Here is a 21,189-nt window from a genome sequence, read left to right on the forward strand (position 1 = left end):
AGGGATATGATGAACGAGCATTCCGCCAAACCGCACCCGCTGGATCATGTCGTGCTGCCGGTCGTCAATATCGATCTGGCGCGCGAGAGGCTCGGCAAGCTCGGCTTCACCGTTGCCGCCGATGCGCGCCATCCCTTCGGAACGGAAAACGCCTGCGTCTTTTTTGCCGACAAGACCTATCTGGAGCCACTCGGGATTGCGAGCGTCGAGGAGAGCGAGGCATCGGCGCGCCAAGGCAATGTCTTCACTGCCCGCAACCAGGCCTTCCGTTTCCGCTGTGGCGAGGAGGGGCTTTCGGGGCTGGCTTTCGGCAGCAAGGATGCCGGCATCGATCATCAGAATTTCGTCGGCAACGGATCGAGCGCCGGCGAGATGCTGCAGTTCACCCGGCCGATGACGATGCCGGACGGTTCCGAGACGATTGCCGGCTTCAAGCTGGCTTTCGCCGCCGACCTGCGCGCGCCGGATCTCCTGCTTTTCACCGTCGAGCGCGTCAATCCGCTACCGGCCGAGCGCGCCGCGCTGGAGACGCATGCCAATGGCGTGACCGGCATAGTCGAGATAGCGCTTTGCGCGCCTGATGCTGCCGCCTTCGCAGCCTTCGTCAGCCTTGCCGTGGCGCAATCGGCAGTCGAGAAAACCGGTTTCGGCGCCAATATCGCGGCATCGAATGCGAAAATCAGCCTGATGACGCGGGAAGGGCTGGAGGCCTATTTCGACATCGCCGACTCATCCGCAGATCGCGGCCTGCGCGGCCGGGCAATCCTCTTCGCTGTCGCCGATCTTGCCGTGACAGAAGCGCATTTGGCTGCTAACGGGGTGACATACACGCGCAAGAACAATCGCATTCTGGTGAAGCCCGCGCCCGGGCAGGGCACGCTCTTCGCCTTCGAGGAAACACGATGAGCACTGATACGAATTCCGAAGTCAGGGTCGGCGAAGGCCAAGGCCAGGTCACCTTTTCCAATACCGGCCGCCTGTCGCTGATTGCCGGTCCCTGCCAGATGGAGAGCCGCGACCACGCCTTCATGGTTGCCGGCACGCTGAAGGAGCTTTGCGGAAAGCTCGGCATCGGCCTCGTCTACAAGAGCTCCTTCGACAAGGCGAACCGGACCTCGCTGTCGGCCGAACGCGGTATCGGGATCGAGAAGGGCATGGAGGTCTTTGCCGACCTCAAGAAGGAATTCGGTTTTCCCGTCCTGACCGACGTTCATACCGCCGAGCAATGCGCGGAGGTGGCAAAGATCGTCGACGTCCTGCAGATCCCGGCCTTCCTCTGCCGCCAGACCGACCTTCTCATCGCCGCCGCCAAGACCGGCCGCGTCGTCAATGTCAAGAAGGGCCAGTTCCTCGCTCCCTGGGATATGAAGAACGTCCTTAAGAAGCTCAATGCCAGCGGCAATCCGAACGTGCTGCTGTGCGAGCGCGGCGCCTCATTCGGCTACAATACGCTGGTCTCCGACATGCGCTCGCTGCCGATCATGGCGGCGATGGGTGCGCCCGTTATCTTCGATGCGACCCATTCCGTGGCGCAGCCGGGCGGGCAGGGCGAATCCTCCGGCGGTCAGCGGGAATTCGTGGAAACACTGGCGCGCGCAGCGGTGGCTGCCGGCATTGCCGGCGTCTTCGTCGAAACCCATCAGGACCCCGACAATGCCCCTTCCGACGGCCCGAACATGGTCTATCTCAAGGACATGCCGCGGCTTCTCGAAAAGCTGCTCGCCTTCGATGCGGTCGCCAAGGCTTGACGTTCAACAGTCTGACATGATCGTGCTATAGGCCACATCCGAACGCTGGTCCGAAGGCTATTGCAGCATTGTAATTTGCACGCCTTCGACTAAGACAGGTTTCGAACCATTTATCACCCACCGAGCAGGAAGAACCCATGACTGCAATCACCGATATCATCGCCCGCGAGATTCTCGATAGCCGTGGCAACCCCACCGTCGAAGTCGATGTCTATCTCGAAGATGGCAGCATGGGCCGCGCGGCCGTTCCCTCGGGCGCCTCGACGGGCGCGCATGAGGCGGTCGAACTGCGTGACGGCGGCAAGCGCTACCTGGGCAAGGGCGTCGAAAAGGCGGTCGAAGCCGCCAACACCGAGATCTTCGACGCGATCGGCGGCATCGACGCCGAAAACCAGATCCAGATCGACAACATCATGATCGAGCTGGACGGCACGCCGAACAAGTCGCGTCTCGGCGCCAACGCCATCCTTGGCGTGTCGCTCGCCGTCGCCAAGGCTGCCGCCCAGGCATCCGGCCTGCCGCTCTACCGCTATGTCGGCGGTGCTTCCGCCAGCCTGCTGCCAGTGCCGATGATGAACATCATCAATGGTGGTGCCCATGCCGACAACCCGATCGATTTCCAGGAATTCATGATCCTGCCGGTCGGCGCCGATTCGATCGCCGAAGCCGTGCGCATGGGTTCGGAAGTCTTCCATACGCTGCGCAAGGAACTTGCCGCACAGGGCCATAACACCAATGTCGGCGATGAAGGCGGTTTCGCACCGGGCCTGAAGAGCGCGCCGGGAGCTCTCGACTTCATCATGAAGTCGATCGAGAAAGCCGGCTACAAGCCGGGCGACGACATGTGCCTCGGCCTCGACTGCGCCTCGACGGAATTCTTCAAGGACGGCAAATACGTTCTCGAAGGGGAAGGCCGCACGCTGGAATCGGGCGCCATGGCCGAATATCTGGCCGAACTCGCCGCCAAGTATCCGATCATCTCGATCGAGGACGGCATGGCCGAAGACGACTGGGATGGCTGGAAGACGCTGACCGACCTGGCCGGCAAGAAGACCCAGCTCGTCGGCGATGATCTCTTCGTCACCAACTCCGCCCGTCTTCGCGACGGTATCCGCATGGGCGTCGCCAACTCGATCCTGGTCAAGGTCAACCAGATCGGCACGCTGACGGAGACGCTTGATGCCGTCAACACGGCGCACAAGGCGGCCTATACCGCCGTCATGTCCCACCGCTCCGGCGAGACCGAAGATTCGACCATCGCCGATCTCGCGGTCGCCACCAACTGCGGTCAGATCAAGACCGGCTCGCTGTCGCGCTCCGACCGTCTTGCCAAGTACAATCAGCTGATCCGTATCGAAGAGGGCCTCGGCCCGCAGGCCCAGTATGCCGGCCGGTCGATCATTCGCGGCTGATCGGATCTGATGTTCAATGACTTGACCCGCGCCTTTCCGGCGCGGGTTTTTTATTGCCCGTTTTTTAGAGTCAACGAACGGTTAATCTCTGCGCGCTAGATTGAACGAATTGGTAATGCGTTCAAGAGCATGCGTGTATGTGGACAAAGCATCATAAGAAGAGAAAGATCGGTCGCTTCGTCATTCCGGCCATGACGGTCGCCTTCCTCTCCTATTTCGGTTATCATTGCATCCATGGCGATTACGGCCTGCGCGCAACGGAGACGTTCGAGCATCAGCGTGTCGCGCGTGAAAAAGAGCTTGCGATCTTGAAGGCGAAGCGCGAACATCTGGAAAATCAGGTCGCGCTCTTGAGTGACGGGTCGCTCGATAAAGATATGTTGGACGAAAAAGCGCGTTATCAGCTCAACATGTCGCGCGCCGACGAGATCGTCGTATTCAACCATTATTCCAATTAACCGGAAACAGGTTAATTGGAATTTTCATTGTTTTTCCAATAATTTAGCGCCGAATACGAGCCATGCAATTATGGCATTGCTGTGCTCATATTTCTTCCCTATGGTACGCGCCACCAAGAAACGACAAACCCATAGGGAGGGTTGAATGGCGCCGCGAAAGACCGCGACCGTTTCCAGCCGCAAAACTGCAGCAAAACCGGCAGCCAAAGCATCGAATGGAGGCCCGGTAGCCGACTTCGATCGCAATGAAGAGCTGAAGGCCTATCGCGAGATGCTGCTGATCCGCCGTTTCGAGGAGAAGGCCGGCCAGCTTTACGGCATGGGCTTCATCGGCGGCTTTTGTCACCTCTACATCGGTCAGGAAGCTGTCGTCGTCGGCATGCAGATGGCGCAGAAGGATGGCGACCAGGTCATCACCGCCTATCGCGACCACGGTCATATGCTGGCAACCGGCATGGAAGCGCGTGGCGTCATGGCGGAACTGACCGGGCGCCGCAGCGGCTATTCCCACGGCAAGGGCGGCTCGATGCACATGTTCTCGAAAGAGAAGCATTTCTACGGCGGTCACGGCATCGTCGGCGCCCAGGTCTCGCTCGGAACGGGTCTTGCCTTCGCAAACCGCTACCGCGGCAATGACAATGTCTCCATCGCCTATTTCGGCGACGGCGCTGCCAACCAGGGCCAGGTCTACGAGAGCTTCAACATGGCTGCTCTCTGGAAGCTGCCGATCGTCTACATCGTCGAGAACAACCGTTACGCCATGGGCACATCGACTGCCCGCGCCACCGCGCAGTCGAATTACTCGCTTCGCGGATCCGGTTTCGGCATCCCCGGCATTCAGGTCGATGGCATGGACGTCCGCGCCGTTAAGGCGGCCGCCGACGAGGCGCTCGAGCATTGCCGTTCCGGCAAGGGACCGATCATTCTCGAAATGCTGACCTATCGTTATCGCGGTCACTCGATGTCCGACCCGGCGAAGTATCGCTCCAAGGACGAAGTGCAGAAGATGCGCTCCGAGCATGACCCGATCGAACAGGTCAAGGCACGCCTCGTCGAAAAGGGCTGGGCTTCCGAAGACGATCTGAAGGCGATCGACAAGGATGTTCGCGACATCGTCGCCGATAGCGCCGATTTCGCCCAGGCCGATCCGGAGCCGGATGCATCCGAGCTCTATACCGACATTCTGCTCTAATCGGGGAGGGAACCCATGCCTATCGATATCCTCATGCCCGCCCTCTCTCCGACCATGGAAGAAGGCACACTGTCCAAATGGCTGAAGCAGGAAGGTGACAAGGTCACCTCCGGCGACGTGATTGCCGAAATCGAAACCGACAAGGCGACGATGGAAGTCGAAGCCGTCGATGAAGGGATCATCGGCAAGCTGCTCGTCGATGCCGGCACCGAAGGCGTCAAGGTCAACACCAAGATCGCCGTTCTCCTGCAGGACGGCGAATCGGCCTCGGACATTTCCGCCGCCAAGCCGGCCGCTGCTGCTGCGCCCGAAGTTGCCCAGGAAGAGAAGCCGACCAACACCGGTTCCGCCTCAGCACCCCTTCCGGCCGAGCCGAAGGCCGTCGTTCCGAATGACCCCGAAATCCCGGCCGGCACCGAAATGGTGTCGACGACCGTGCGCGAAGCGCTCCGCGACGCCATGGCCGAGGAAATGCGCGCCGACGAAAACGTCTTCGTCATGGGCGAGGAAGTCGCCGAATATCAGGGCGCCTACAAGGTCACGCAAGGGCTGCTGCAGGAATTCGGCCCCCGCCGCGTCGTCGATACGCCGATCACCGAGCATGGCTTTGCCGGCGTCGGCGTTGGTGCCGCCATGGCCGGCCTTCGCCCGATCGTCGAGTTCATGACCTTCAACTTCGCCATGCAGGCGATCGACCAGATCATCAACTCCGCTGCCAAGACGCTCTACATGTCCGGCGGCCAGATGGGCGCTCCGATCGTCTTCCGCGGCCCGAATGGTGCAGCGGCCCGCGTCGGCGCCCAGCACAGCCAGGATTATGCAGCCTGGTACAGCGCCATTCCCGGCCTGAAGGTCGTCATGCCCTACACGGCATCCGATGCCAAGGGCCTGCTGAAGGCTGCGATCCGCGATCCGAACCCGGTTATCTTCCTCGAAAACGAAATTCTCTACGGCCAGCACTTCGATGTGCCGAAGCTCGATAATTTCGTTCTCCCGATCGGCAAGGCGCGCATCCATCGTCCGGGCAAGGACGTCACCGTGGTCTCCTTCGGTATCGGCATGACCTATGCGATCAAGGCTGTCGCCGAACTCGAAAAGCTCGGCATCGATGTCGAACTGATCGACCTTCGCACTATCCGCCCGATGGACCTGCCGGCCGTGATCGAATCGGTGAAGAAGACCGGCCGTCTGGTCACCGTCGAGGAAGGTTATCCGCAATCATCAGTCGGCACCGAAATCGCCACCCGCGTCATGCAGCAGGCCTTCGACTATCTCGATGCGCCGATCCTGACGATCGCAGGCAAGGACGTTCCGATGCCTTACGCCGCCAATCTCGAAAAGCTCGCCCTTCCGAACGTCGGCGAAGTGGTCGATGCGGTGAAGGCTGTTTGCTACAAATAAGGGGAGGGTGTTTCGATGCCGATCAATATTACGATGCCCGCCCTCTCTCCGACCATGGAGGAAGGCAATCTTTCCAAATGGCTGGTCAAGGAAGGCGACAAGGTCAAGTCTGGCGATGTGATCGCCGAGATCGAGACCGACAAGGCGACGATGGAAGTCGAAGCCGTCGATGAAGGCACGGTCGCCAAGCTCGTCGTTGCCGCCGGCACCGAAGGCGTCAAGGTCAATGCGCTGATTGCGGTTCTTGCCGCCGATGGCGAGGATGTCTCCGCTGCCGCAAGCAGTGCGGGTTCGGCCGCTCCGGCACCGAAAGCTGACGGTGCAGCCGCGCCGAAGGCCGAAGCTGCACCGGCTGCGGCCCAGTCTACTCCGGCTGCGGCACCTGTAGCCGCCGCCGCAACCGCCTCAGTTTCATCTGATGGCAGCCGCGCCTTCTCTTCGCCGCTCGCTCGCAGGTTGGCCAAGGAAGCCGGTATCGACCTTTCGGCAGTCGCCGGCTCCGGCCCGCACGGCCGCGTCGTCAAGAGCGACATCGAGGCCGCGGTTGCCGGTGGCGGCGCCAAGGCCGCGGCCCCCGCCGCTGCTGCCTCCGCTCCGCAAGCCTCCGCGGCTCCGGCTCCGGCCGCCGCGCCGAAGGGCGCGTCCGAAGAAGCTGTGCTCAAGCTCTTCGAGCCTGGCTCCTACGAGCTCGTGCCGCATGACGGCATGCGCAAGACGATCGCCAGGCGCCTGGTCGAATCCAAGCAGACGATCCCGCATTTCTACGTCAGCGTCGATTGCGAGCTCGATGCGCTGTTGGCGCTGCGCGCCCAGCTGAACGATGCGGCTCCGCGCAAGGACAACGCTCCGGCCTACAAGCTCTCGGTCAACGACATGGTCATCAAGGCCATTGCGCTGTCGCTGCGCGACGTTCCGGATGCCAATGTCTCCTGGACCGACAGCAACATGGTCAAGCACAAGCACGCCGATGTCGGCGTCGCCGTCTCGATCCCCGGCGGCCTGATCACCCCGATCATCCGCAAGGCCGAGGAAAAGACCCTGTCGACGATCTCCAACGAGATGCGCGATCTCGGCAAGCGGGCCAAGGACCGCAAGCTGAAGCCCGAGGAATATCAGGGCGGCACCAGCTCGGTCTCGAACATGGGCATGATGGGCGTGAAGAACTTCGCAGCCGTCGTCAACCCGCCGCATGCGACGATCCTCGCGGTCGGCGCCGGTGAACAGCGGGTTGTCGTCAAGAAGGGCGAAATGGCGATTGCCACCGTGATGTCAGTCACGCTCTCGACCGACCATCGCTGCGTCGATGGCGCGCTCGGCGCCGAACTGCTCCAGGCCTTCAAGGGCTACATCGAGAACCCGATGGGCATGCTTGTCTGATAGCGGCACGAGGCGGAAATGACCAAGACCGTTCTTTGCTATGGTGACTCGCTGACCTGGGGTTATGACGCCGAGACGATCGGCCGTCATGATTACAAGAATCGCTGGCCGAGCGTGCTTCAGGCAGCGCTCGGCGGTGACGCGCGTATCATCGCCGAAGGCTTGAACGGTCGCACCACCGCTTTCGACGACCATCTCGCCGATTGCGACCGCAACGGTGCGCGCATCCTGCCGACGATCCTGCAGACGCATGCGCCGCTCGACCTCGTCATCCTTCTGCTCGGCACCAATGACATGAAGCCGGTCGTGGCAGGCTCGGCCTTTGCCGCATGCCAGGGCATCAGCCGGCTCGTGCGGCTGATCCGCAATCATGCCTGGCCCTTCGAATTCGATGGGCCGGAGATCCTGATCGTGGCGCCACCGGCGATCCGCGCGACGGGCAATGTGCCCTTCGCCGCGTCGTTTCCCGGCGGCATCGAGGAATCGGCAAAACTTGCAACGCTTTATCGTGATCTTGCCGACGAACTCGGTTGTGGCTTCTTCGACGGCAATTCCGTCGCCAAGACCACACCGATCGACGGCATTCACCTTGATGCGGAGAATACGCGTGCGCTCGGACGCGGGCTGGAATCGATCGTGCGGATGATGCTGGGGATCTGACCATGACCTCCTTCATCGCCCTCCGGCAGGCCTCACGGCGGGATGCCTCGGAGCTGGCGATTCTGGCGGATATCGCATCGCGCGGTTTTGCCTCCTGGCTCTGGTTTGCCGGTGTGGAAAACGGCGTGAGCGACACGCCGCTGGAGCGGGGCCGGCTGAAGATGAGCCAGGAGGAAGCTGTCGGCAGCTGGCGGGATGCCGTCATTGCCGAGGCCTATGGTGAGATTGCGGGTGTGGCGATCGGCCATGCGCTGGGTGAGGGGATAGGCGATATCGAGGCGACGATTCCGGCGACCGCACCGATGCTTGCCTTGCAGAAGACGGTGGTCGGAAGCTGGTTCATCGGCAGTCTCGGCGTCTATCGCCACCTGCGCGGCATCGGCATCGGACGCAGGCTGCTGGACGATCAGATCGAAAGGGCCGATCGGCGGCCCGTCAGCCTGATCACCGCCAGCGACAACGAAGCGGCTTTGTCGCTTTACGGAAGAAACGGATTCCTGGAGGCTGCGCGCGCCGATGCCGTGCCGCTCTTCGAAAACAGCAAGAGACATGCGTGGGTGCTCATGACCCGCAGCGCAGCGTAACAAAGGCAGGAAACACATGGCTGAATCCTACGACGTCATCATCATTGGTTCGGGTCCCGGCGGCTATGTCGCTGCCATCCGCGCCAGCCAGCTCGGCCTCAAGACCGCGATCGTCGAGCGCGAGCATATGGGCGGCATCTGCCTGAACTGGGGTTGCATCCCGACCAAGGCGTTGTTGCGCTCGGCCGAGGTGCTCGATCACGCCAATCACTTCAAGGATTTCGGCCTCGTTCTCGAAGGCACGGTCAAGCCGGATGCCAAGGCCGTCGTCGGCCGCTCGCGCGCCGTCTCCGCCCGTCTGAATGCCGGCGTCGGCTTCCTGATGAAGAAGAACAAGATCGACATCATCTGGGGCGAGGCAAAGATCACGAAGGCTTCGACCGGGACCCAGGCGGGCGAGATCGTCGTCGGCAAGTCGTCGAAGGCCGTCGTGGAGCCGCAGCATCCGCTGCCTAAGAACGTCAAGAGCGGCGAGGGCACCTATACCGCCAAGCACATCATCATTGCCACCGGTGCCCGCCCGCGCGCGCTGCCCGGCATCGAGCCGGATGGCAAGCTGATCTGGACCTATTTCGAGGCGCTGAAGCCGGATGTGCTGCCGAAGTCGCTGATCGTCATGGGCTCGGGCGCGATCGGCATCGAATTCGCCAGCTTCTATCGCTCGATGGGCGTCGACGTGACGGTCGTTGAAGTCATGCCGACCATCATGCCGGTCGAGGATGCCGAGATCACGGCGATCGCCCGCAAGCAGCTTGAAAAGCGTGGCCTCAAGATCTTCACGAGCGCCAAGGTTTCGAAGGTCGAGAAGGGCGCCGGCAGCGTCACCGCTCATGTCGAGACGGCCGATGGTAAGGTGCAGCAGATCACCGCCGACCGGCTGATCTCGGCCGTCGGCGTTCAGGGCAATATCGAAAACCTCGGCCTCGAGGCGCTCGGCGTCAAGACCGACCGCGGCTGCGTCGTCATCGATGGCTACGGCAAGACCAATATCGCCGGCATCTATGCGATCGGCGATGTCGCCGGCCCGCCGATGCTGGCGCACAAGGCAGAACATGAGGGCGTCGTCTGCGTCGAAAAGATCGCCGGCCTCCCGAATGTTCATCCCACCGACAAGGGCAAGGTCCCGGGCTGCACCTATTGCAATCCGCAGGTCGCCTCCGTCGGCATCACCGAAGCCAAAGCCAAGGAGCAGGGCCGTGACATCCGCGTCGGCCGCTTCTCCTTCGCAGCAAACGGCAAGGCGATCGCGCTCGGCGAAGACCAAGGCATGGTGAAGGTGATCTTCGACAAGAAGACCGGCGAGCTGCTCGGCGCCCATATGGTCGGCGCCGAAGTCACCGAGCTCATCCAGGGCTTCGTCGTTGCGATGAACCTCGAGACGACCGAGGAAGAACTGATGCACACGATCTTCCCGCATCCGACCGTGTCGGAATCGATGAAGGAAGCGGTGCTCGATGCTTACGGTCGCGTGCTGAACGCTTGATAATTTCCCAATCCGCCCTTTATCTCAGAGCGGCAAAGCCGTCCCGCCGGGGTGGAGAATCCATCCCCCCGGAGTGGAAAGCCACTCCGCTGGGGTGGAAAAAACGAAAGGAAATCATCATGTCTATGGAGACGCAGGCGTTGCTGGTATTTTTGCTGATCGGCCTGGTCGCAGGCTTCCTCGCAAGCCTGGTCGTCGGTGGCGGCGGGCTGATAAGATGCCTGCTGAGCGGCATCATCGGCGCCTTCGTCGGCGGCTATCTGTTCAGCGCGCTCGGCATTTCGCTGGGCATTGAAAACGCGCTGGTGGTGCAGATCATCCACGCCACCGTCGGCGCCATCATCGTGGTTCTGATCGCGAGGGCGGTCGCTTGAAGCGCAACTGAGGGGCAGGGCAAGAATGGAAAGCGTCGGCTGGATTTCGGCAATCATCATCGGCGGGCTTGCGGGCTGGCTCGCCGGCAAGCTGATGGAAGCGCGATACGGGATTTTCCTGAATATCGTGCTCGGCATCGTCGGCTCGGTCGTCGCAAGCGCCATCCTCGCGCAGTTTCATCTCGAGGTGGTCGGCGGGCGGCTCGGTTATTTCGTGACGGGTTTTCTCGGCGCCTGCCTGCTGATATTCCTTGCGCGGCTGGTGCGGCGCTAATGCATGTCGCCCAAAAGTGTGCAGCGGTTTTGGGATAACGACTTGCATAAAACAAAGACTTAAAGAGCGTCGCATTAATCCGATTTGACGCGATGCTCTTTAGATGATTTGCCGCATAGGGGCGGTAGAAGGTTGAAACTGCAATGGTGACCATCCTCGACACGATCAATCCCGACGCCAAGCGCGTGCGGCATCCGGAGAAGGCGCATCGGCCGGACACGGAAGTCATGCGCAAGCCGGACTGGATTCGCGTCAAGGCGCCGACCTCCAAGGGTTATGCCGAGACACGCGCGATCGTGAAGGAGCACAAGCTCGTCACCGTCTGCGAGGAAGCCGGCTGCCCGAATATCGGCGAGTGCTGGGACAAGAAGCACGCGACCTTCATGATCATGGGTGAGATCTGTACCCGCGCCTGCGCCTTCTGCAATGTCGCCACCGGCAAGCCGAATGCGCTCGACATGGCCGAGCCGGAGAACGTCGCCAAGGCGGTCAAGGAGATGGGCCTCAGCCACGTCGTCATCACCTCGGTCGACCGCGACGACCTGGAGGACGGCGGCGCCGAGCACTTCGAAAAGGTGATCTGGGCGATCCGCGCCTCCTCGCCGATGACGACGATCGAGATCCTGACGCCTGATTTCCTGAAGAAGCCGGGGGCGCTGGAACGCGTCGTTGCCGCCAAGCCCGACGTCTTCAACCACAATATGGAAACGGTGCCTGGTAATTATCTGACGGTTCGCCCCGGCGCCCGCTACTTCCATTCCGTCCGCCTGCTGCAGCGGGTGAAGGAACTCGATCCCACCATGTTCACCAAATCGGGCATCATGGTCGGTCTCGGCGAAGAGCGAAACGAAGTGCTGCAGCTGATGGACGATCTGCGCACCGCCGATGTCGATTTCCTGACGATCGGCCAGTACCTGCAGCCGACCCGCAAGCACCATAAGGTCGAAAGCTTCGTCACGCCCGACGAGTTCAAGTCCTACGAGACCGTTGCCTACAGCAAGGGCTTCCTGATGGTCGCCTCCAGCCCGCTGACCCGCTCCTCGCACCATGCCGGCGACGACTTCGCCCGGCTGCGGGCGGCCCGCGAAAAGAAGTTGCTGATCGCCGCCGAGTAAGATCCGGCGCTTGCTTTTTGTGTCGGCTGCGGCGATTTTCGCCGCAGTTCAGTTTGTTGGCAAACCTCGATCTTGACTCGACGTCATCCTCGGCCTTGTGCCGAGGATCTGCTGTGCCGGTTGCAGATACTCGGGACAAGCCCGAGCATGACGAAAGAGGAATGGCCGATTTTATCAGCAGTCTGAGCCGCGGGTTTTCGCAGCGGTTTTTCATGGGAGTTGCGGCCATGCCCGTCGACGGAGCAATGCTCCGGCATGCCAAACGCATTCTGGTGATTGGCTGCCCCGGTGGTGGAAAGAGCGTGCTTGCACGGGCGCTGTCGACCTCGCTCGATCTTCTCTATATATCGATGGATCGCGATTTCTATTGGCTTCCCGGCTGGAGGAAGCGGGATCGCAGCGACATCGATCGGATGATATCGGAGGTCGTGGCGGAAGAACGCTGGATCATCGATGGAACCGGGCTCAGCTCCTTCCATCTTCGCCTGCCGCGCGCCGACGCCGTTATTTGGCTTCGGCTACCCAGAGATGCATGCCTGTATGGAGCAATATCGAGAGGGTTGCGCTATTTCGGGCGCAACCGTCCCGAACTGCCAGTCGGCTGTCCCGAACGGCTCTCGCTGGAGGCGCTTGCCTATATCTGGAATTTCGAGCGGGATGCCGCCCCCTTGATCGAAGCAGCACTTCGGGATCATGTCGCCGGCATCGCCGAGCACGGCCCCGACGTGCCGGTTCTTCAGCTAAAATCCCGCCGCCAGATGCGCGAGCTTCTTGATCTTCTCGGCCGGCCCGATTAATTGCCGCTTATGCCGCAATTCGAAACGCACCGTCCCGTCCCGCACACGCCCGAGCAGATGTTCGATCTCGTCGCCGATGTCGAGCGCTATCCGGAATTTCTGCCGCTCTGCGAAGCGCTCGCCATCCGGAGCCGCAAGGAGCGCGACGGCAAGATCCTGCTCGTTGCCGACATGACGGTCGGCTACAAGGCGATCCGCGAGACCTTCACGACACAGGTGCTGCTGAACCGGGCCGAACACGTCATCGAGGTCAAATATATCGATGGCCCGTTCAAATATCTCGACAACCGCTGGCACTTTGCCGAGACGCCGTCTGGCGGCTGCACCGTCGATTTCTTTATCGATTACGAGTTCAAGAGCCGCATCCTGGGTGCGTTGATGGGCTCGATGTTCGACCGCGCCTTCCGCATGTTCACCGAAGCCTTCGAGACGCGCGCAAACAGGATCTACACGCCAGCCCGATGAGCGAACCGGCGTCAGGCAGCAAGGAGCGAGCGCACCATTTCCAGCGCCGTCCTGATCGTCGCCAGCCGAACCTCGCTGCGGCCGATATCGCCATAGAGCATCTTTCGATGGATGAGCGCGCCGTCGCGCGATTTGGCGGCGAGATGCACGAGGCCGACCGGCTTTTCCGCCGATCCGCCGCCGGGGCCGGCAATGCCGGTGACGGCAACGGCGATCTCGGCGCGTGAGCGGAAGAGGGCGCCATGCACCATCTGCCGCGCCGTTTCCTCGGAAACTGCCCCGAAGCGCAGCAGGGTTTCCGCCTGCACGCCGAGCATCTCGATCTTTGCGCTATTCGTATAGGTGACGAAGCCTCGGTCGACGACAGCTGACGAACCCGAAATCTCCGTCAGCGCCCCGGCGATCAACCCGCCGGTGCAGGATTCGGCGGTCGAGACCATCAGCCCTGCGGCCGTGAAGTCACGAATGATCGTCTCCGCCGCCGAAAGGATATCGTTGGGAAAAGGGCTCATCATTTCTTCCCGCGATAGACGACGGTTGCCGTGGCGATCGCCGCGATGCCTTCGCGCCGGCCGACAAAGCCGATCGTCTCGTTGGTCGTCGCCTTGACCGAGCAGCGCTCGATATCGATGCCGAGATAGTCCGACAGTTTCGCCCGCATAGCGTCGCGATGCGGGCCGACCTTGGGTGCTTCGGCGATCAGCGAGACGTCGGCATTCATGATCGTGCCGCCGCGCTCGCGCACGATCCGGGCGGCATGCTCGATGAAGATCCGCGAAGCTGCCCCCTTCCATTGCGGGTCGGACGGCGGGAAATGATCGCCGATATCGCCGGCGCCGCAGGTGGCAAGCAGCGCGTCCGTCAGCGCATGCAGCGCAACGTCGGCATCCGAGTGTCCTTTCAGTTTCTGGTCATGCGGAATGAACACGCCGCAGAGCGTCACGCCATCGCCCGCGACGAGCTGGTGCACGTCGTAGCCGTTGCCGGTGCGCACGTCTGGAAGCAGCGAAGACGAGAGCTTGTCGTCGGCCATGGCGATATCGTTTTTGACCGTCAGCTTGACGTTGTCGGCCGTGCCCTCGACGATCGTTACCGGAATGCCCAGCCATTCGGCGATCGAGGCGTCGTCGGTGAAATCGCTTCGTCCGCTTGCCGCCGCCTTCTCATGCGCCTCGAGGATCGTTTGGAAGGCGAAGGATTGCGGCGTCTGCGCAGCGTAAAGATGCTCGCGCGAAACCGTCGTCAGCACGGTGCCGGCGCTGTCGGCGCGTTTCAGCGTATCTGTGACCGGGATCGCTGGCAGCACCGCCTGTGCGCCGGCGTCGAGGCTCTCGGCAATGCGGTCCAGGAGATCATGGTCGAAGAACGGCCGCACGGCATCATGGATCAGCACATGGCTGATTTGTTTGTCTTTGAGGTATCTGAGGCCGGCAAGCACGGATTGCTGCCTTGTGGCACCCCCATGCACCGTTTCGATCGGCGTTGCCGAGATGATGTGGCGGAAGGCTCTCGCAAACAGCGCCTCGTCATCGGGATGAATGACGACGACAATCTCAGTTGCCGCTTCCCATGTCATGAAGTTTTCAAGCGTATGCACGATAACCGGCTTGCCGCCGATCATGCGATACTGCTTGGGGCCTTCCTTGGATGATCCTGCGCGCTCGCCGCGGCCGGCGGCAACGATGACAATTCCAGCCGATATCGGTTGCTTAGAAGGCATTTGCAGCATAAATCCCCTAAATTATGCGGAATTGACCCGAGTGCTCTAACGTCTTGCTTTGGCCTTTTCCAGCATCTGCCCGAAAAATATCAATTCCGGTCGCAGCCCCCTTGGCAAGCCAGGGAATAGTGGCTAAAAATAATGCAGTTCTATTGTGTGCCCGAAAGATAATCATTTGATTTACAAGGACCTCGCAGCGCCTTTCCAAATCGGACCCGTGTCCGTGCGGAACCGCGTTGTACTGGCGCCGATGTCCGGCGTCACGGATATGCCCTTCCGCGAGCTTGCCTGGCGCTTCGGCGCTGGCCTCGTCGTCACCGAGATGGTGGCGAGCCGTGAACTGGTCAACGACACGGCCGAATCCTGGTCGCGGCTTAGCGCTGCGGGCTTCCGGCCGCATATGGTGCAGCTTGCCGGGCGCGAGGCGCACTGGATGGCGGAGGCGGCCAAGATCGCCGCCGATCACGGCGCCGATATCATCGACATCAACATGGGTTGCCCGGCAAAGAAAGTGATCGGCGGTTATTCCGGCTCGGCGCTGATGCGCGATCCCGATCACGCGCTCGGCCTCATCGAGGCGACGGTCAAGGCCGTCGACATTCCGGTGACGCTGAAGATGCGCCTTGGCTGGGATGAGAATTCGATCAACGCGCCTGATATCGCCCGCCGCGCCGAGGCGGCCGGCATCCAGCTTGTGACCATTCATGGGCGCACCCGCATGCAATTCTATGAAGGCCGCGCCGATTGGGATGCGATCCGCGCCGTCCGCGAGGTGATCTCCATTCCGCTGATCGCCAACGGTGATGTCGAAACGGCAAGCGATGCGCAGGAAATATTGCGCCGCTCCGGCGCCGATGCCGTGATGATCGGCAGGGGCTGCCAGGGTAGGCCGTGGCATGCCGGTGTCATATCGGGAGCGCCCGAGCCGCTACCGCAGGAGATCGCCGAGATTGCCGTCGAGCATTACCGGATGATGCTGGATTTCTATGGCGAGGCGGTGGCAATCCGCCACGCCCGCAAGCACCTTGGCTGGTATCTCCAGCGTTTCGCGCCTGATTTGTCAGGCGCTGAAAAGGCGGAGATCATGACCTCGCGCGACCCGCACGAGGTGGCCGCGCGCCTTTACGATGCGCTTGCGGCCAGTGTTGTCGACAGCCGGGAGGCGGCATGATGAAGGATATGACATCTCCGTCCGATCACGCCGGCGGGACCGTCGCCATGGCCGTGCTGAACGCCATCCAGAACCCCGTCGTCATGGTCGACGAATCCGGCTTCGTCGTTTTTGCCAATTGGGAGGCGGAGGCCTTCTTCGGCGCCAGCGCCTCGCATCTGGCGCGTTACCGCATCTCGACCTTCATTCCTTTCGGCAGCCCGCTGCTTGCCCTGATCGACCAGGTGCGCGAGCGCAAGGCGCCGGTCAACGAATATCGCGTCGACCTGAGTTCACCCCGCCTCGGCCAGGACAAGCTGGTCGATCTCTATGTCGCCCCTGTGCTCAGCGAGCCCGGCGCCGTCGTCATTGTCTTTCAGGAACGCTCGATGGCCGACAAGATCGACCGGCAGCTGACGCATCGCGCCGCCGCCCGCTCGGTGACCGGCCTTGCCTCGATGCTGGCGCATGAGATCAAGAACCCGCTCTCGGGCATACGGGGTGCTGCCCAGCTGCTCGAACAGTCCGCGGTCGATGAGGACCGTGCGCTGACCCGGCTGATCTGCGACGAGACCGATCGCATTGTCTCGCTGGTCGATCGCATGGAAGTCTTTTCCGACGAACGCCCTGTCGACCGCATGCCGGTCAATATCCATTCCGTGCTCGATCATGTGAAGGCGGTCGCCAAGGCGGGTTTTGCCCGCAACATCCGCGTCACCGAGAGTTACGACCCGTCACTGCCGGCCGTCTATGCCAATCGCGACCAGCTCGTCCAGGTCTTCCTCAATCTGGTGAAGAACGCCGCCGAAGCGGTCGGCGATCGGTCGGACGGCGAGATCATGCTGACGACGGCCTATCGCCCCGGCATCCGTCTTTCGGTCGCCGGCACGCGCGAAAAGATCTCGCTGCCGCTGGAATTCTGCGTCCACGACAACGGCCCCGGCGTCCCCCTCGATCTGGTGCCGCATCTATTCGATCCCTTCATCACCACCAAGCCGAACGGCAGCGGCCTCGGCCTGGCGCTGGTCGCCAAGATCATCGGCGATCACGGCGGCATCATCGAATGCGACAGCCAGAACAGCCGCACGACATTCCGCGTTCTCATGCCGGCGTCGAAGGACGCCTCGCTCGAAGACGCCTCTATAGCAAGCTCGACAGGACCTTCTCGATGACAGCCACGATCCTCGTTGCAGATGATGATGCGGCCATCCGGACCGTGCTCAACCAGGCTTTGAGCCGCGCCGGTTATGACGTCCGTATCACCTCCAACGCCGCTACCCTCTGGCGCTGGATTTCGGCAGGCGAGGGCGATCTGGTCGTCACCGATGTGGTGATGCCCGACGAAAACGCCTTTGATCTGCTGCCGCGTATCAAGAAGGCGCGGCCCGACCTGCCGGTCCTCGTCATGAGCGCCCAGAACACATTCATGACCGCCATCAAGGCCTCGGAGAAGGGCGCATACGATTATCTGCCGAAGCCCTTCGACCTCACCGAGCTGATCGGCATCATCGGCCGGGCGCTCGCCGAGCCGAAGCGCAAGCCCGCCAAACTCGAAGACGACATGCAAGACGGCATGCCGCTCGTCGGCCGCTCGGCGGCGATGCAGGAAATCTACCGCGTGCTCGCCCGGCTGATGCAGACCGACCTGACGCTGATGATCACCGGCGAATCCGGCACCGGCAAGGAACTCGTCGCCCGCGCGCTGCATGATTACGGCAAGCGCCGCAACGGCCCGTTCGTTGCGATCAACATGGCGGCGATCCCGCGTGACCTGATCGAATCTGAACTCTTCGGCCATGAGAAGGGCGCCTTCACCGGCGCCCAGACGCGCTCGACCGGCCGCTTCGAGCAGGCCGAAGGCGGCACGCTCTTCCTCGACGAGATCGGCGATATGCCGATGGACGCCCAGACGCGGCTCTTACGCGTCCTGCAGCAGGGTGAATACACCACCGTCGGCGGCCGCACGCCGATCCGCACCGATGTGCGCATCGTTGCCGCCACCAACAAAGACCTGAAGCAGGCGATCAACCAGGGCCTCTTCCGCGAGGATCTGTACTACCGCCTCAATGTCGTGCCGCTGCGCCTGCCGCCGCTGCGCGACCGCGCCGAGGACATTCCCGATCTGGTGCGCCATTTCATCCAGCAGGCGGAAAAGGAAGGTCTTGGCTCCAAGCGTTTCGATCAGGAAGCGCTCGAACTGATGAAGGCCTATGCCTGGCCGGGCAACGTCCGCGAACTGGAGAACCTCATCCGCCGCCTGATGGCGCTCTATCCGCAGGATGTGATCACCCGCGAGATCATCGACGCGGAACTGCGTTCCGACGTGCCCGACAGCCCGATCGACAAGGGGCCGATGCGCAGCGGCTCGATGACGATCGCGCAAGCCGTCGAAGAGAACATGCGCAGCTACTTCGCAGGCTTCGGGGACAATCTGCCGCCGCCCGGCCTCTATGACCGTGTGCTGACCGAAATGGAATATCCGCTGATCCTCGCCGCCCTGACGGCGACACGCGGCAACCAGATCAAGGCGGCCGATCTTCTCGGTCTCAACCGCAACACCTTGCGCAAGAAGATCAGGGAACTTGGCGTCTCGGTCTACAGGAGTTCCCGCACCGCCTGAAGCTGCTCCGGGGTGCGATGAAAAGAAGGCGGCGGGCCCTCATGTTGCCCACCGCCCACCCCTCCCGGCGTCCGCCGCCACGGTCGGGAGGAGAGGTGAGCCTATCTGAGCCAGGCCACGGTTTATATCCAAGCAGACAAACAAAGATGCGGTGTCATTCGACAGTCACATAAGCATTTGTGAGGAGTGTTTCGCCGCCGGGCAAATGTCATTGAAGTTGCTGCGATCATCGTCGCCATGCCTGTGGATAAGCTGTGGATAACAGGTGGACGACGTGATCAATCAGCGGGCGATAATGTCGCAGATTCCAATCGCATGTTGCCTATCCGTTCCGAATCTCGTCATTCTGCTCTTGCTGCCGTCGACCTCCGCCGCAAACGTCGTCGATCGCATGCCACGGGGCGCTCCGACTGATGTCGTGGAGCGCCCTTTTTCTTTACGGTCGGGGCTGACGGGGCCTGCGACATCGTGTTTTGGTCAACTTGCGGGCTGAGCCTCGCATATCGTTCCGCATGCCATAGATTACGCGAATCGGTCGTCGATCAATCGGGCGACGCCGACCCCGGTGACCAGCCGGCACATATTCATAATTTGCGGGAGTTGCATGATGGAATATCGACGTTTGGGAAAGTCGGGCCTGAAGGTGAGCGAGTTCTCCTTCGGCTCATGGGTGACGTTCGGTAAGCAGGTCAATGGAGGCGACGCCGTCGACCTCATGAAGCTTGCCTACGACAACGGGGTGAACTTCTTCGACAATGCCGAAGGATACGAGAGCGGCAAATCCGAGATCGTGATGGGCGAGGCGCTCAGCAGGCTCGGCTGGAGCCGCGACAGCTTCGTCGTCTCCAGCAAGGTCTTCTGGGGAGGCCAGAAGCCGACGCAGCGCGGCCTGTCGCGCAAGCATGTGACCGACGCCTGCCACGCAGCGCTCAAGCGGCTTCAGGTGGACTACCTCGACCTTTACTTCTGCCACCGCCCGGATATCGACACGCCGATCGAGGAAACAGTCCGGGCGATGCACGATCTCGTCGCCCAGGGCAAGGTGCTCTATTGGGGCACGTCGGAATGGTCCGCGCAGCAATTGACGGAAGCCTACGCCGTTGCCCGGGACCTGCGCATCACCCCGCCGACCATGGAACAGCCGCAATACAACATCTTCGAACGCCAGAAGGTCGAATCCGACTATCTGCCGCTCTATGACCTGATCGGCCTTGGCACCACGATCTGGTCACCGCTCGCCTCGGGCGTCCTCACCGGCAAGTACAATAACGGTGTGCCGGCCGACAGCCGTATGAACCTGCCGGGCTACGAATGGCTGAAGGAAAAGTGGTCCAGCGATGCCGGCCTTGCCCAGCTCAAACAAGTCGGCGAGCTCGCAAAGCTCGCGGACGAGATCGGCATGTCGATCACGCATCTTGCCCTTTTGTGGTGCCTCGCCAACCGCAACGTCTCGACCGTCATTCTTGGAGCCTCGCGCGCCAGCCAGCTGCAGGACAATCTCGCGGCCCTCTCACACAGACACAAGATGACGTCTGACGTGCTGGAGCGGATCGACACGATCGTCGGAAACAAGCCCGAAGGACCACGTCGCTTCTAGAGAAAACAAACCTCCCTCGGCGGGTCAGATCAAGGCCCGTCGAGGGACGTCGCTGGCCAATCGTTCCAGCACGATGGCTCGCGCAGCGGGCCAACGGGGTATTCTACTGGTCGGAGGATGCGGCGAGCTTCTGGGCCAAAAGCTCTCGATGCCGTCTTTTGTCGACACGGGCCGTTAAGACATTTTGAGAGCGAGATATTGAGAATTCTCCTGATTTTGCTGGCGGCAATCGTGCTCTTTACCGGTGCCTGGACGTTCATCAGGTTCAAAACGGCCGGCCACACCTGGGAGGTCTCGCACGATTGCGGAGACCGTGGGCCGCTCAGCGACAGCGAGTTCATAACAGCCGCTGTCGCTCAATCCATCCGAGCGTCTGAAAACTCACCCTATTTCATCCAGTCATCGAGGATGAAGTCCAACTACAGGTTTGTGCCAGAGTTCCTTATGAGGCACCCGGACTGCTGCAGTATATATCGCGGATTCCCAAATGATTATTTTTCTCCTGAGACGTTCGAACAGTACATGACGAGGACATTTGCAAAGGTCGTAAAAATAAACTTCATGAAGGAGAATATCTCTAACGGAGCATACGTTGGGAGGCTCACGTCGCACTATGTGAAGCTCGATGCATGCGCAAATCAACTAGATTAGAGACGTAAAAAGGCGGCATGGAAAACCACCGACATGGGCGGCGGAGCCGAACTCACGGCCGACGAGACAAGGTTAACACGGCTTGACAATGTGACCAGACGCGTTGCATTT

General features: G+C 61.5%; 22 protein-coding genes. 20 read left to right on the forward strand and 2 right to left on the reverse strand.

The features are described from left to right. Positions 1 to 9 precede the first annotated feature (9 nt). The 15 genes from ACM5SV_RS18870 to ACM5SV_RS18940 all read left to right on the forward strand — a co-directional run bounded on the left by ACM5SV_RS18870 (position 10) and on the right by ACM5SV_RS18940 (position 13,340). Positions 10 to 906, forward strand: coding sequence for a VOC family protein (locus ACM5SV_RS18870; RefSeq protein ID WP_222015793.1), 897 nt, complete (start codon positions 10 to 12; stop codon positions 904 to 906). Then, the gene (kdsA, locus tag ACM5SV_RS18875; RefSeq protein WP_017993987.1) at positions 903 to 1,748 is read left to right on the forward strand and encodes a 3-deoxy-8-phosphooctulonate synthase; all 846 of its coding nucleotides are present in this window, start codon (positions 903 to 905) and stop codon (positions 1,746 to 1,748) included. The genes ACM5SV_RS18870 and kdsA overlap by 4 nt, the downstream gene beginning before the upstream one ends. A 137-nt stretch (positions 1,749 to 1,885) precedes the next feature. After that, positions 1,886 to 3,160 (forward strand): phosphopyruvate hydratase, encoded by a 1,275-nt coding sequence (eno, locus tag ACM5SV_RS18880; RefSeq protein WP_419425346.1) that lies wholly within the window; start codon positions 1,886 to 1,888, stop codon positions 3,158 to 3,160. Between the two features lie 137 nt (positions 3,161 to 3,297). Continuing rightward, a complete protein-coding gene (locus ACM5SV_RS18885; protein WP_012757326.1) occupies positions 3,298 to 3,618 on the forward strand; it encodes an FtsB family cell division protein in 321 nt (106 codons plus the stop codon). A gap of 145 nt (positions 3,619 to 3,763) precedes the next feature. Beyond that, entirely contained in the window at positions 3,764 to 4,810 is a 1,047-nt protein-coding gene (gene pdhA, locus ACM5SV_RS18890; protein ID WP_012757327.1) for a pyruvate dehydrogenase (acetyl-transferring) E1 component subunit alpha, read from the forward strand. A gap of 15 nt (positions 4,811 to 4,825) precedes the next feature. After that, positions 4,826 to 6,211 (forward strand): pyruvate dehydrogenase complex E1 component subunit beta, encoded by a 1,386-nt coding sequence (locus ACM5SV_RS18895; protein WP_222015795.1) that lies wholly within the window; start codon positions 4,826 to 4,828, stop codon positions 6,209 to 6,211. Positions 6,212 to 6,226: 15 nt separating this feature from the next. After that, positions 6,227 to 7,588, forward strand: coding sequence for a pyruvate dehydrogenase complex dihydrolipoamide acetyltransferase (locus ACM5SV_RS18900; RefSeq protein ID WP_222015797.1), 1,362 nt, complete (start codon positions 6,227 to 6,229; stop codon positions 7,586 to 7,588). 18 nt (positions 7,589 to 7,606) lie between these two features. Continuing rightward, complete coding sequence (locus ACM5SV_RS18905; protein ID WP_003539320.1) at positions 7,607 to 8,248, forward strand: SGNH/GDSL hydrolase family protein; 642 nt, start codon at positions 7,607 to 7,609, stop codon at positions 8,246 to 8,248. A 2-nt stretch (positions 8,249 to 8,250) separates the two neighbouring features. Beyond that, positions 8,251 to 8,832, forward strand: a complete 582-nt coding sequence (locus ACM5SV_RS18910) for a GNAT family N-acetyltransferase (protein ID WP_222015800.1) — start codon at positions 8,251 to 8,253, stop codon at positions 8,830 to 8,832. A gap of 16 nt (positions 8,833 to 8,848) precedes the next feature. Continuing rightward, positions 8,849 to 10,315 carry a dihydrolipoyl dehydrogenase gene (gene lpdA, locus ACM5SV_RS18915; RefSeq protein ID WP_222015802.1) on the forward strand — a complete coding sequence of 489 codons (1,467 nt, stop codon included), beginning with the start codon at positions 8,849 to 8,851 and terminating at the stop codon, positions 10,313 to 10,315. A 119-nt stretch (positions 10,316 to 10,434) separates the two neighbouring features. Next, entirely contained in the window at positions 10,435 to 10,689 is a 255-nt protein-coding gene (locus tag ACM5SV_RS18920; protein WP_003539329.1) for a GlsB/YeaQ/YmgE family stress response membrane protein, read from the forward strand. A 25-nt stretch (positions 10,690 to 10,714) separates the two neighbouring features. Further along, complete coding sequence (locus ACM5SV_RS18925) at positions 10,715 to 10,963, forward strand: GlsB/YeaQ/YmgE family stress response membrane protein (protein WP_003539331.1); 249 nt, start codon at positions 10,715 to 10,717, stop codon at positions 10,961 to 10,963. Between the two features lie 143 nt (positions 10,964 to 11,106). Continuing rightward, entirely contained in the window at positions 11,107 to 12,078 is a 972-nt protein-coding gene (lipA, locus tag ACM5SV_RS18930; protein WP_113546011.1) for a lipoyl synthase, read from the forward strand. A gap of 227 nt (positions 12,079 to 12,305) precedes the next feature. Continuing rightward, the gene (locus tag ACM5SV_RS18935) at positions 12,306 to 12,875 is read left to right on the forward strand and encodes an AAA family ATPase (RefSeq protein ID WP_221969300.1); all 570 of its coding nucleotides are present in this window, start codon (positions 12,306 to 12,308) and stop codon (positions 12,873 to 12,875) included. Between the two features lie 9 nt (positions 12,876 to 12,884). After that, positions 12,885 to 13,340, forward strand: coding sequence for a type II toxin-antitoxin system RatA family toxin (locus ACM5SV_RS18940; RefSeq protein WP_017993995.1), 456 nt, complete (start codon positions 12,885 to 12,887; stop codon positions 13,338 to 13,340). An 11-nt stretch (positions 13,341 to 13,351) separates the two neighbouring features. On the opposite strand, the gene ACM5SV_RS18945 is transcribed toward ACM5SV_RS18940, so the two are convergent. Both ACM5SV_RS18945 and ACM5SV_RS18950 read right to left on the reverse strand, forming a co-directional pair. After that, positions 13,352 to 13,855 carry a CinA family protein gene (locus ACM5SV_RS18945; protein WP_206641085.1) on the reverse strand — a complete coding sequence of 168 codons (504 nt, stop codon included), beginning with the start codon at positions 13,853 to 13,855 and terminating at the stop codon, positions 13,352 to 13,354. After that, complete coding sequence (locus ACM5SV_RS18950; RefSeq protein ID WP_221969302.1) at positions 13,852 to 15,069, reverse strand: bifunctional 2-C-methyl-D-erythritol 4-phosphate cytidylyltransferase/2-C-methyl-D-erythritol 2,4-cyclodiphosphate synthase; 1,218 nt, start codon at positions 15,067 to 15,069, stop codon at positions 13,852 to 13,854. Before ACM5SV_RS18950 ends, ACM5SV_RS18945 begins: the two co-directional genes overlap by 4 nt. Before the next feature lie 145 nt (positions 15,070 to 15,214). Here ACM5SV_RS18950 and dusB point away from each other — a divergent pair, with 145 nt between their 5' ends. The 5 genes from dusB to ACM5SV_RS18975 all read left to right on the forward strand — a co-directional run bounded on the left by dusB (position 15,215) and on the right by ACM5SV_RS18975 (position 21,078). Further along, positions 15,215 to 16,231 carry a tRNA dihydrouridine synthase DusB gene (gene dusB, locus ACM5SV_RS18955; RefSeq protein WP_419425347.1) on the forward strand — a complete coding sequence of 339 codons (1,017 nt, stop codon included), beginning with the start codon at positions 15,215 to 15,217 and terminating at the stop codon, positions 16,229 to 16,231. After that, positions 16,228 to 17,382: a two-component system sensor histidine kinase NtrB gene (locus ACM5SV_RS18960; protein WP_222015808.1), complete on the forward strand. Its 1,155-nt coding sequence runs from the start codon at positions 16,228 to 16,230 to the stop codon at positions 17,380 to 17,382. The genes dusB and ACM5SV_RS18960 overlap by 4 nt, the downstream gene beginning before the upstream one ends. Then, positions 17,379 to 18,830: a nitrogen regulation protein NR(I) gene (ntrC, locus tag ACM5SV_RS18965; RefSeq protein WP_003539347.1), complete on the forward strand. Its 1,452-nt coding sequence runs from the start codon at positions 17,379 to 17,381 to the stop codon at positions 18,828 to 18,830. The genes ACM5SV_RS18960 and ntrC overlap by 4 nt, the downstream gene beginning before the upstream one ends. 607 nt (positions 18,831 to 19,437) lie before the next feature. Further along, positions 19,438 to 20,427 (forward strand): potassium channel beta subunit family protein, encoded by a 990-nt coding sequence (locus ACM5SV_RS18970; protein WP_222015810.1) that lies wholly within the window; start codon positions 19,438 to 19,440, stop codon positions 20,425 to 20,427. Between the two features lie 198 nt (positions 20,428 to 20,625). Next, complete coding sequence (locus ACM5SV_RS18975) at positions 20,626 to 21,078, forward strand: hypothetical protein (RefSeq protein WP_222015812.1); 453 nt, start codon at positions 20,626 to 20,628, stop codon at positions 21,076 to 21,078. The last annotated feature ends 111 nt before the right edge of the window (positions 21,079 to 21,189 follow it).

It is taken from the genome of Rhizobium sp. CRRU65 (assembly GCF_048551595.1).
Classification (GTDB): Bacteria; Pseudomonadota; Alphaproteobacteria; order Rhizobiales; family Rhizobiaceae; genus Rhizobium; species Rhizobium leguminosarum_J.

Bases quoted from the DNA above. Each gene is read 5' to 3' on its own strand.
- ACM5SV_RS18870 (WP_222015793.1), top strand. From the start codon at position 10: ATGAACGAGCATTCCGCCAAACCGCACCCGCTGGATCATGTCGTGCTG.
- kdsA (WP_017993987.1), top strand. From the start codon at position 903: ATGAGCACTGATACGAATTCCGAAGTCAGGGTCGGCGAAGGCCAAGGC.
- eno (WP_419425346.1), top strand. From the start codon at position 1,886: ATGACTGCAATCACCGATATCATCGCCCGCGAGATTCTCGATAGCCGT.
- ACM5SV_RS18885 (WP_012757326.1), top strand. From the start codon at position 3,298: ATGTGGACAAAGCATCATAAGAAGAGAAAGATCGGTCGCTTCGTCATT.
- pdhA (WP_012757327.1), top strand. From the start codon at position 3,764: ATGGCGCCGCGAAAGACCGCGACCGTTTCCAGCCGCAAAACTGCAGCA.
- ACM5SV_RS18895 (WP_222015795.1), top strand. From the start codon at position 4,826: ATGCCTATCGATATCCTCATGCCCGCCCTCTCTCCGACCATGGAAGAA.
- ACM5SV_RS18900 (WP_222015797.1), top strand. From the start codon at position 6,227: ATGCCGATCAATATTACGATGCCCGCCCTCTCTCCGACCATGGAGGAA.
- ACM5SV_RS18905 (WP_003539320.1), top strand. From the start codon at position 7,607: ATGACCAAGACCGTTCTTTGCTATGGTGACTCGCTGACCTGGGGTTAT.
- ACM5SV_RS18910 (WP_222015800.1), top strand. From the start codon at position 8,251: ATGACCTCCTTCATCGCCCTCCGGCAGGCCTCACGGCGGGATGCCTCG.
- lpdA (WP_222015802.1), top strand. From the start codon at position 8,849: ATGGCTGAATCCTACGACGTCATCATCATTGGTTCGGGTCCCGGCGGC.
- ACM5SV_RS18920 (WP_003539329.1), top strand. From the start codon at position 10,435: ATGTCTATGGAGACGCAGGCGTTGCTGGTATTTTTGCTGATCGGCCTG.
- ACM5SV_RS18925 (WP_003539331.1), top strand. From the start codon at position 10,715: ATGGAAAGCGTCGGCTGGATTTCGGCAATCATCATCGGCGGGCTTGCG.
- lipA (WP_113546011.1), top strand. From the start codon at position 11,107: ATGGTGACCATCCTCGACACGATCAATCCCGACGCCAAGCGCGTGCGG.
- ACM5SV_RS18935 (WP_221969300.1), top strand. From the start codon at position 12,306: ATGCCCGTCGACGGAGCAATGCTCCGGCATGCCAAACGCATTCTGGTG.
- ACM5SV_RS18940 (WP_017993995.1), top strand. From the start codon at position 12,885: ATGCCGCAATTCGAAACGCACCGTCCCGTCCCGCACACGCCCGAGCAG.
- ACM5SV_RS18945 (WP_206641085.1), bottom strand. From the start codon at position 13,855: ATGATGAGCCCTTTTCCCAACGATATCCTTTCGGCGGCGGAGACGATC.
- ACM5SV_RS18950 (WP_221969302.1), bottom strand. From the start codon at position 15,069: ATGCTGCAAATGCCTTCTAAGCAACCGATATCGGCTGGAATTGTCATC.
- ACM5SV_RS18960 (WP_222015808.1), top strand. From the start codon at position 16,228: ATGATGAAGGATATGACATCTCCGTCCGATCACGCCGGCGGGACCGTC.
- ntrC (WP_003539347.1), top strand. From the start codon at position 17,379: ATGACAGCCACGATCCTCGTTGCAGATGATGATGCGGCCATCCGGACC.
- ACM5SV_RS18970 (WP_222015810.1), top strand. From the start codon at position 19,438: ATGGAATATCGACGTTTGGGAAAGTCGGGCCTGAAGGTGAGCGAGTTC.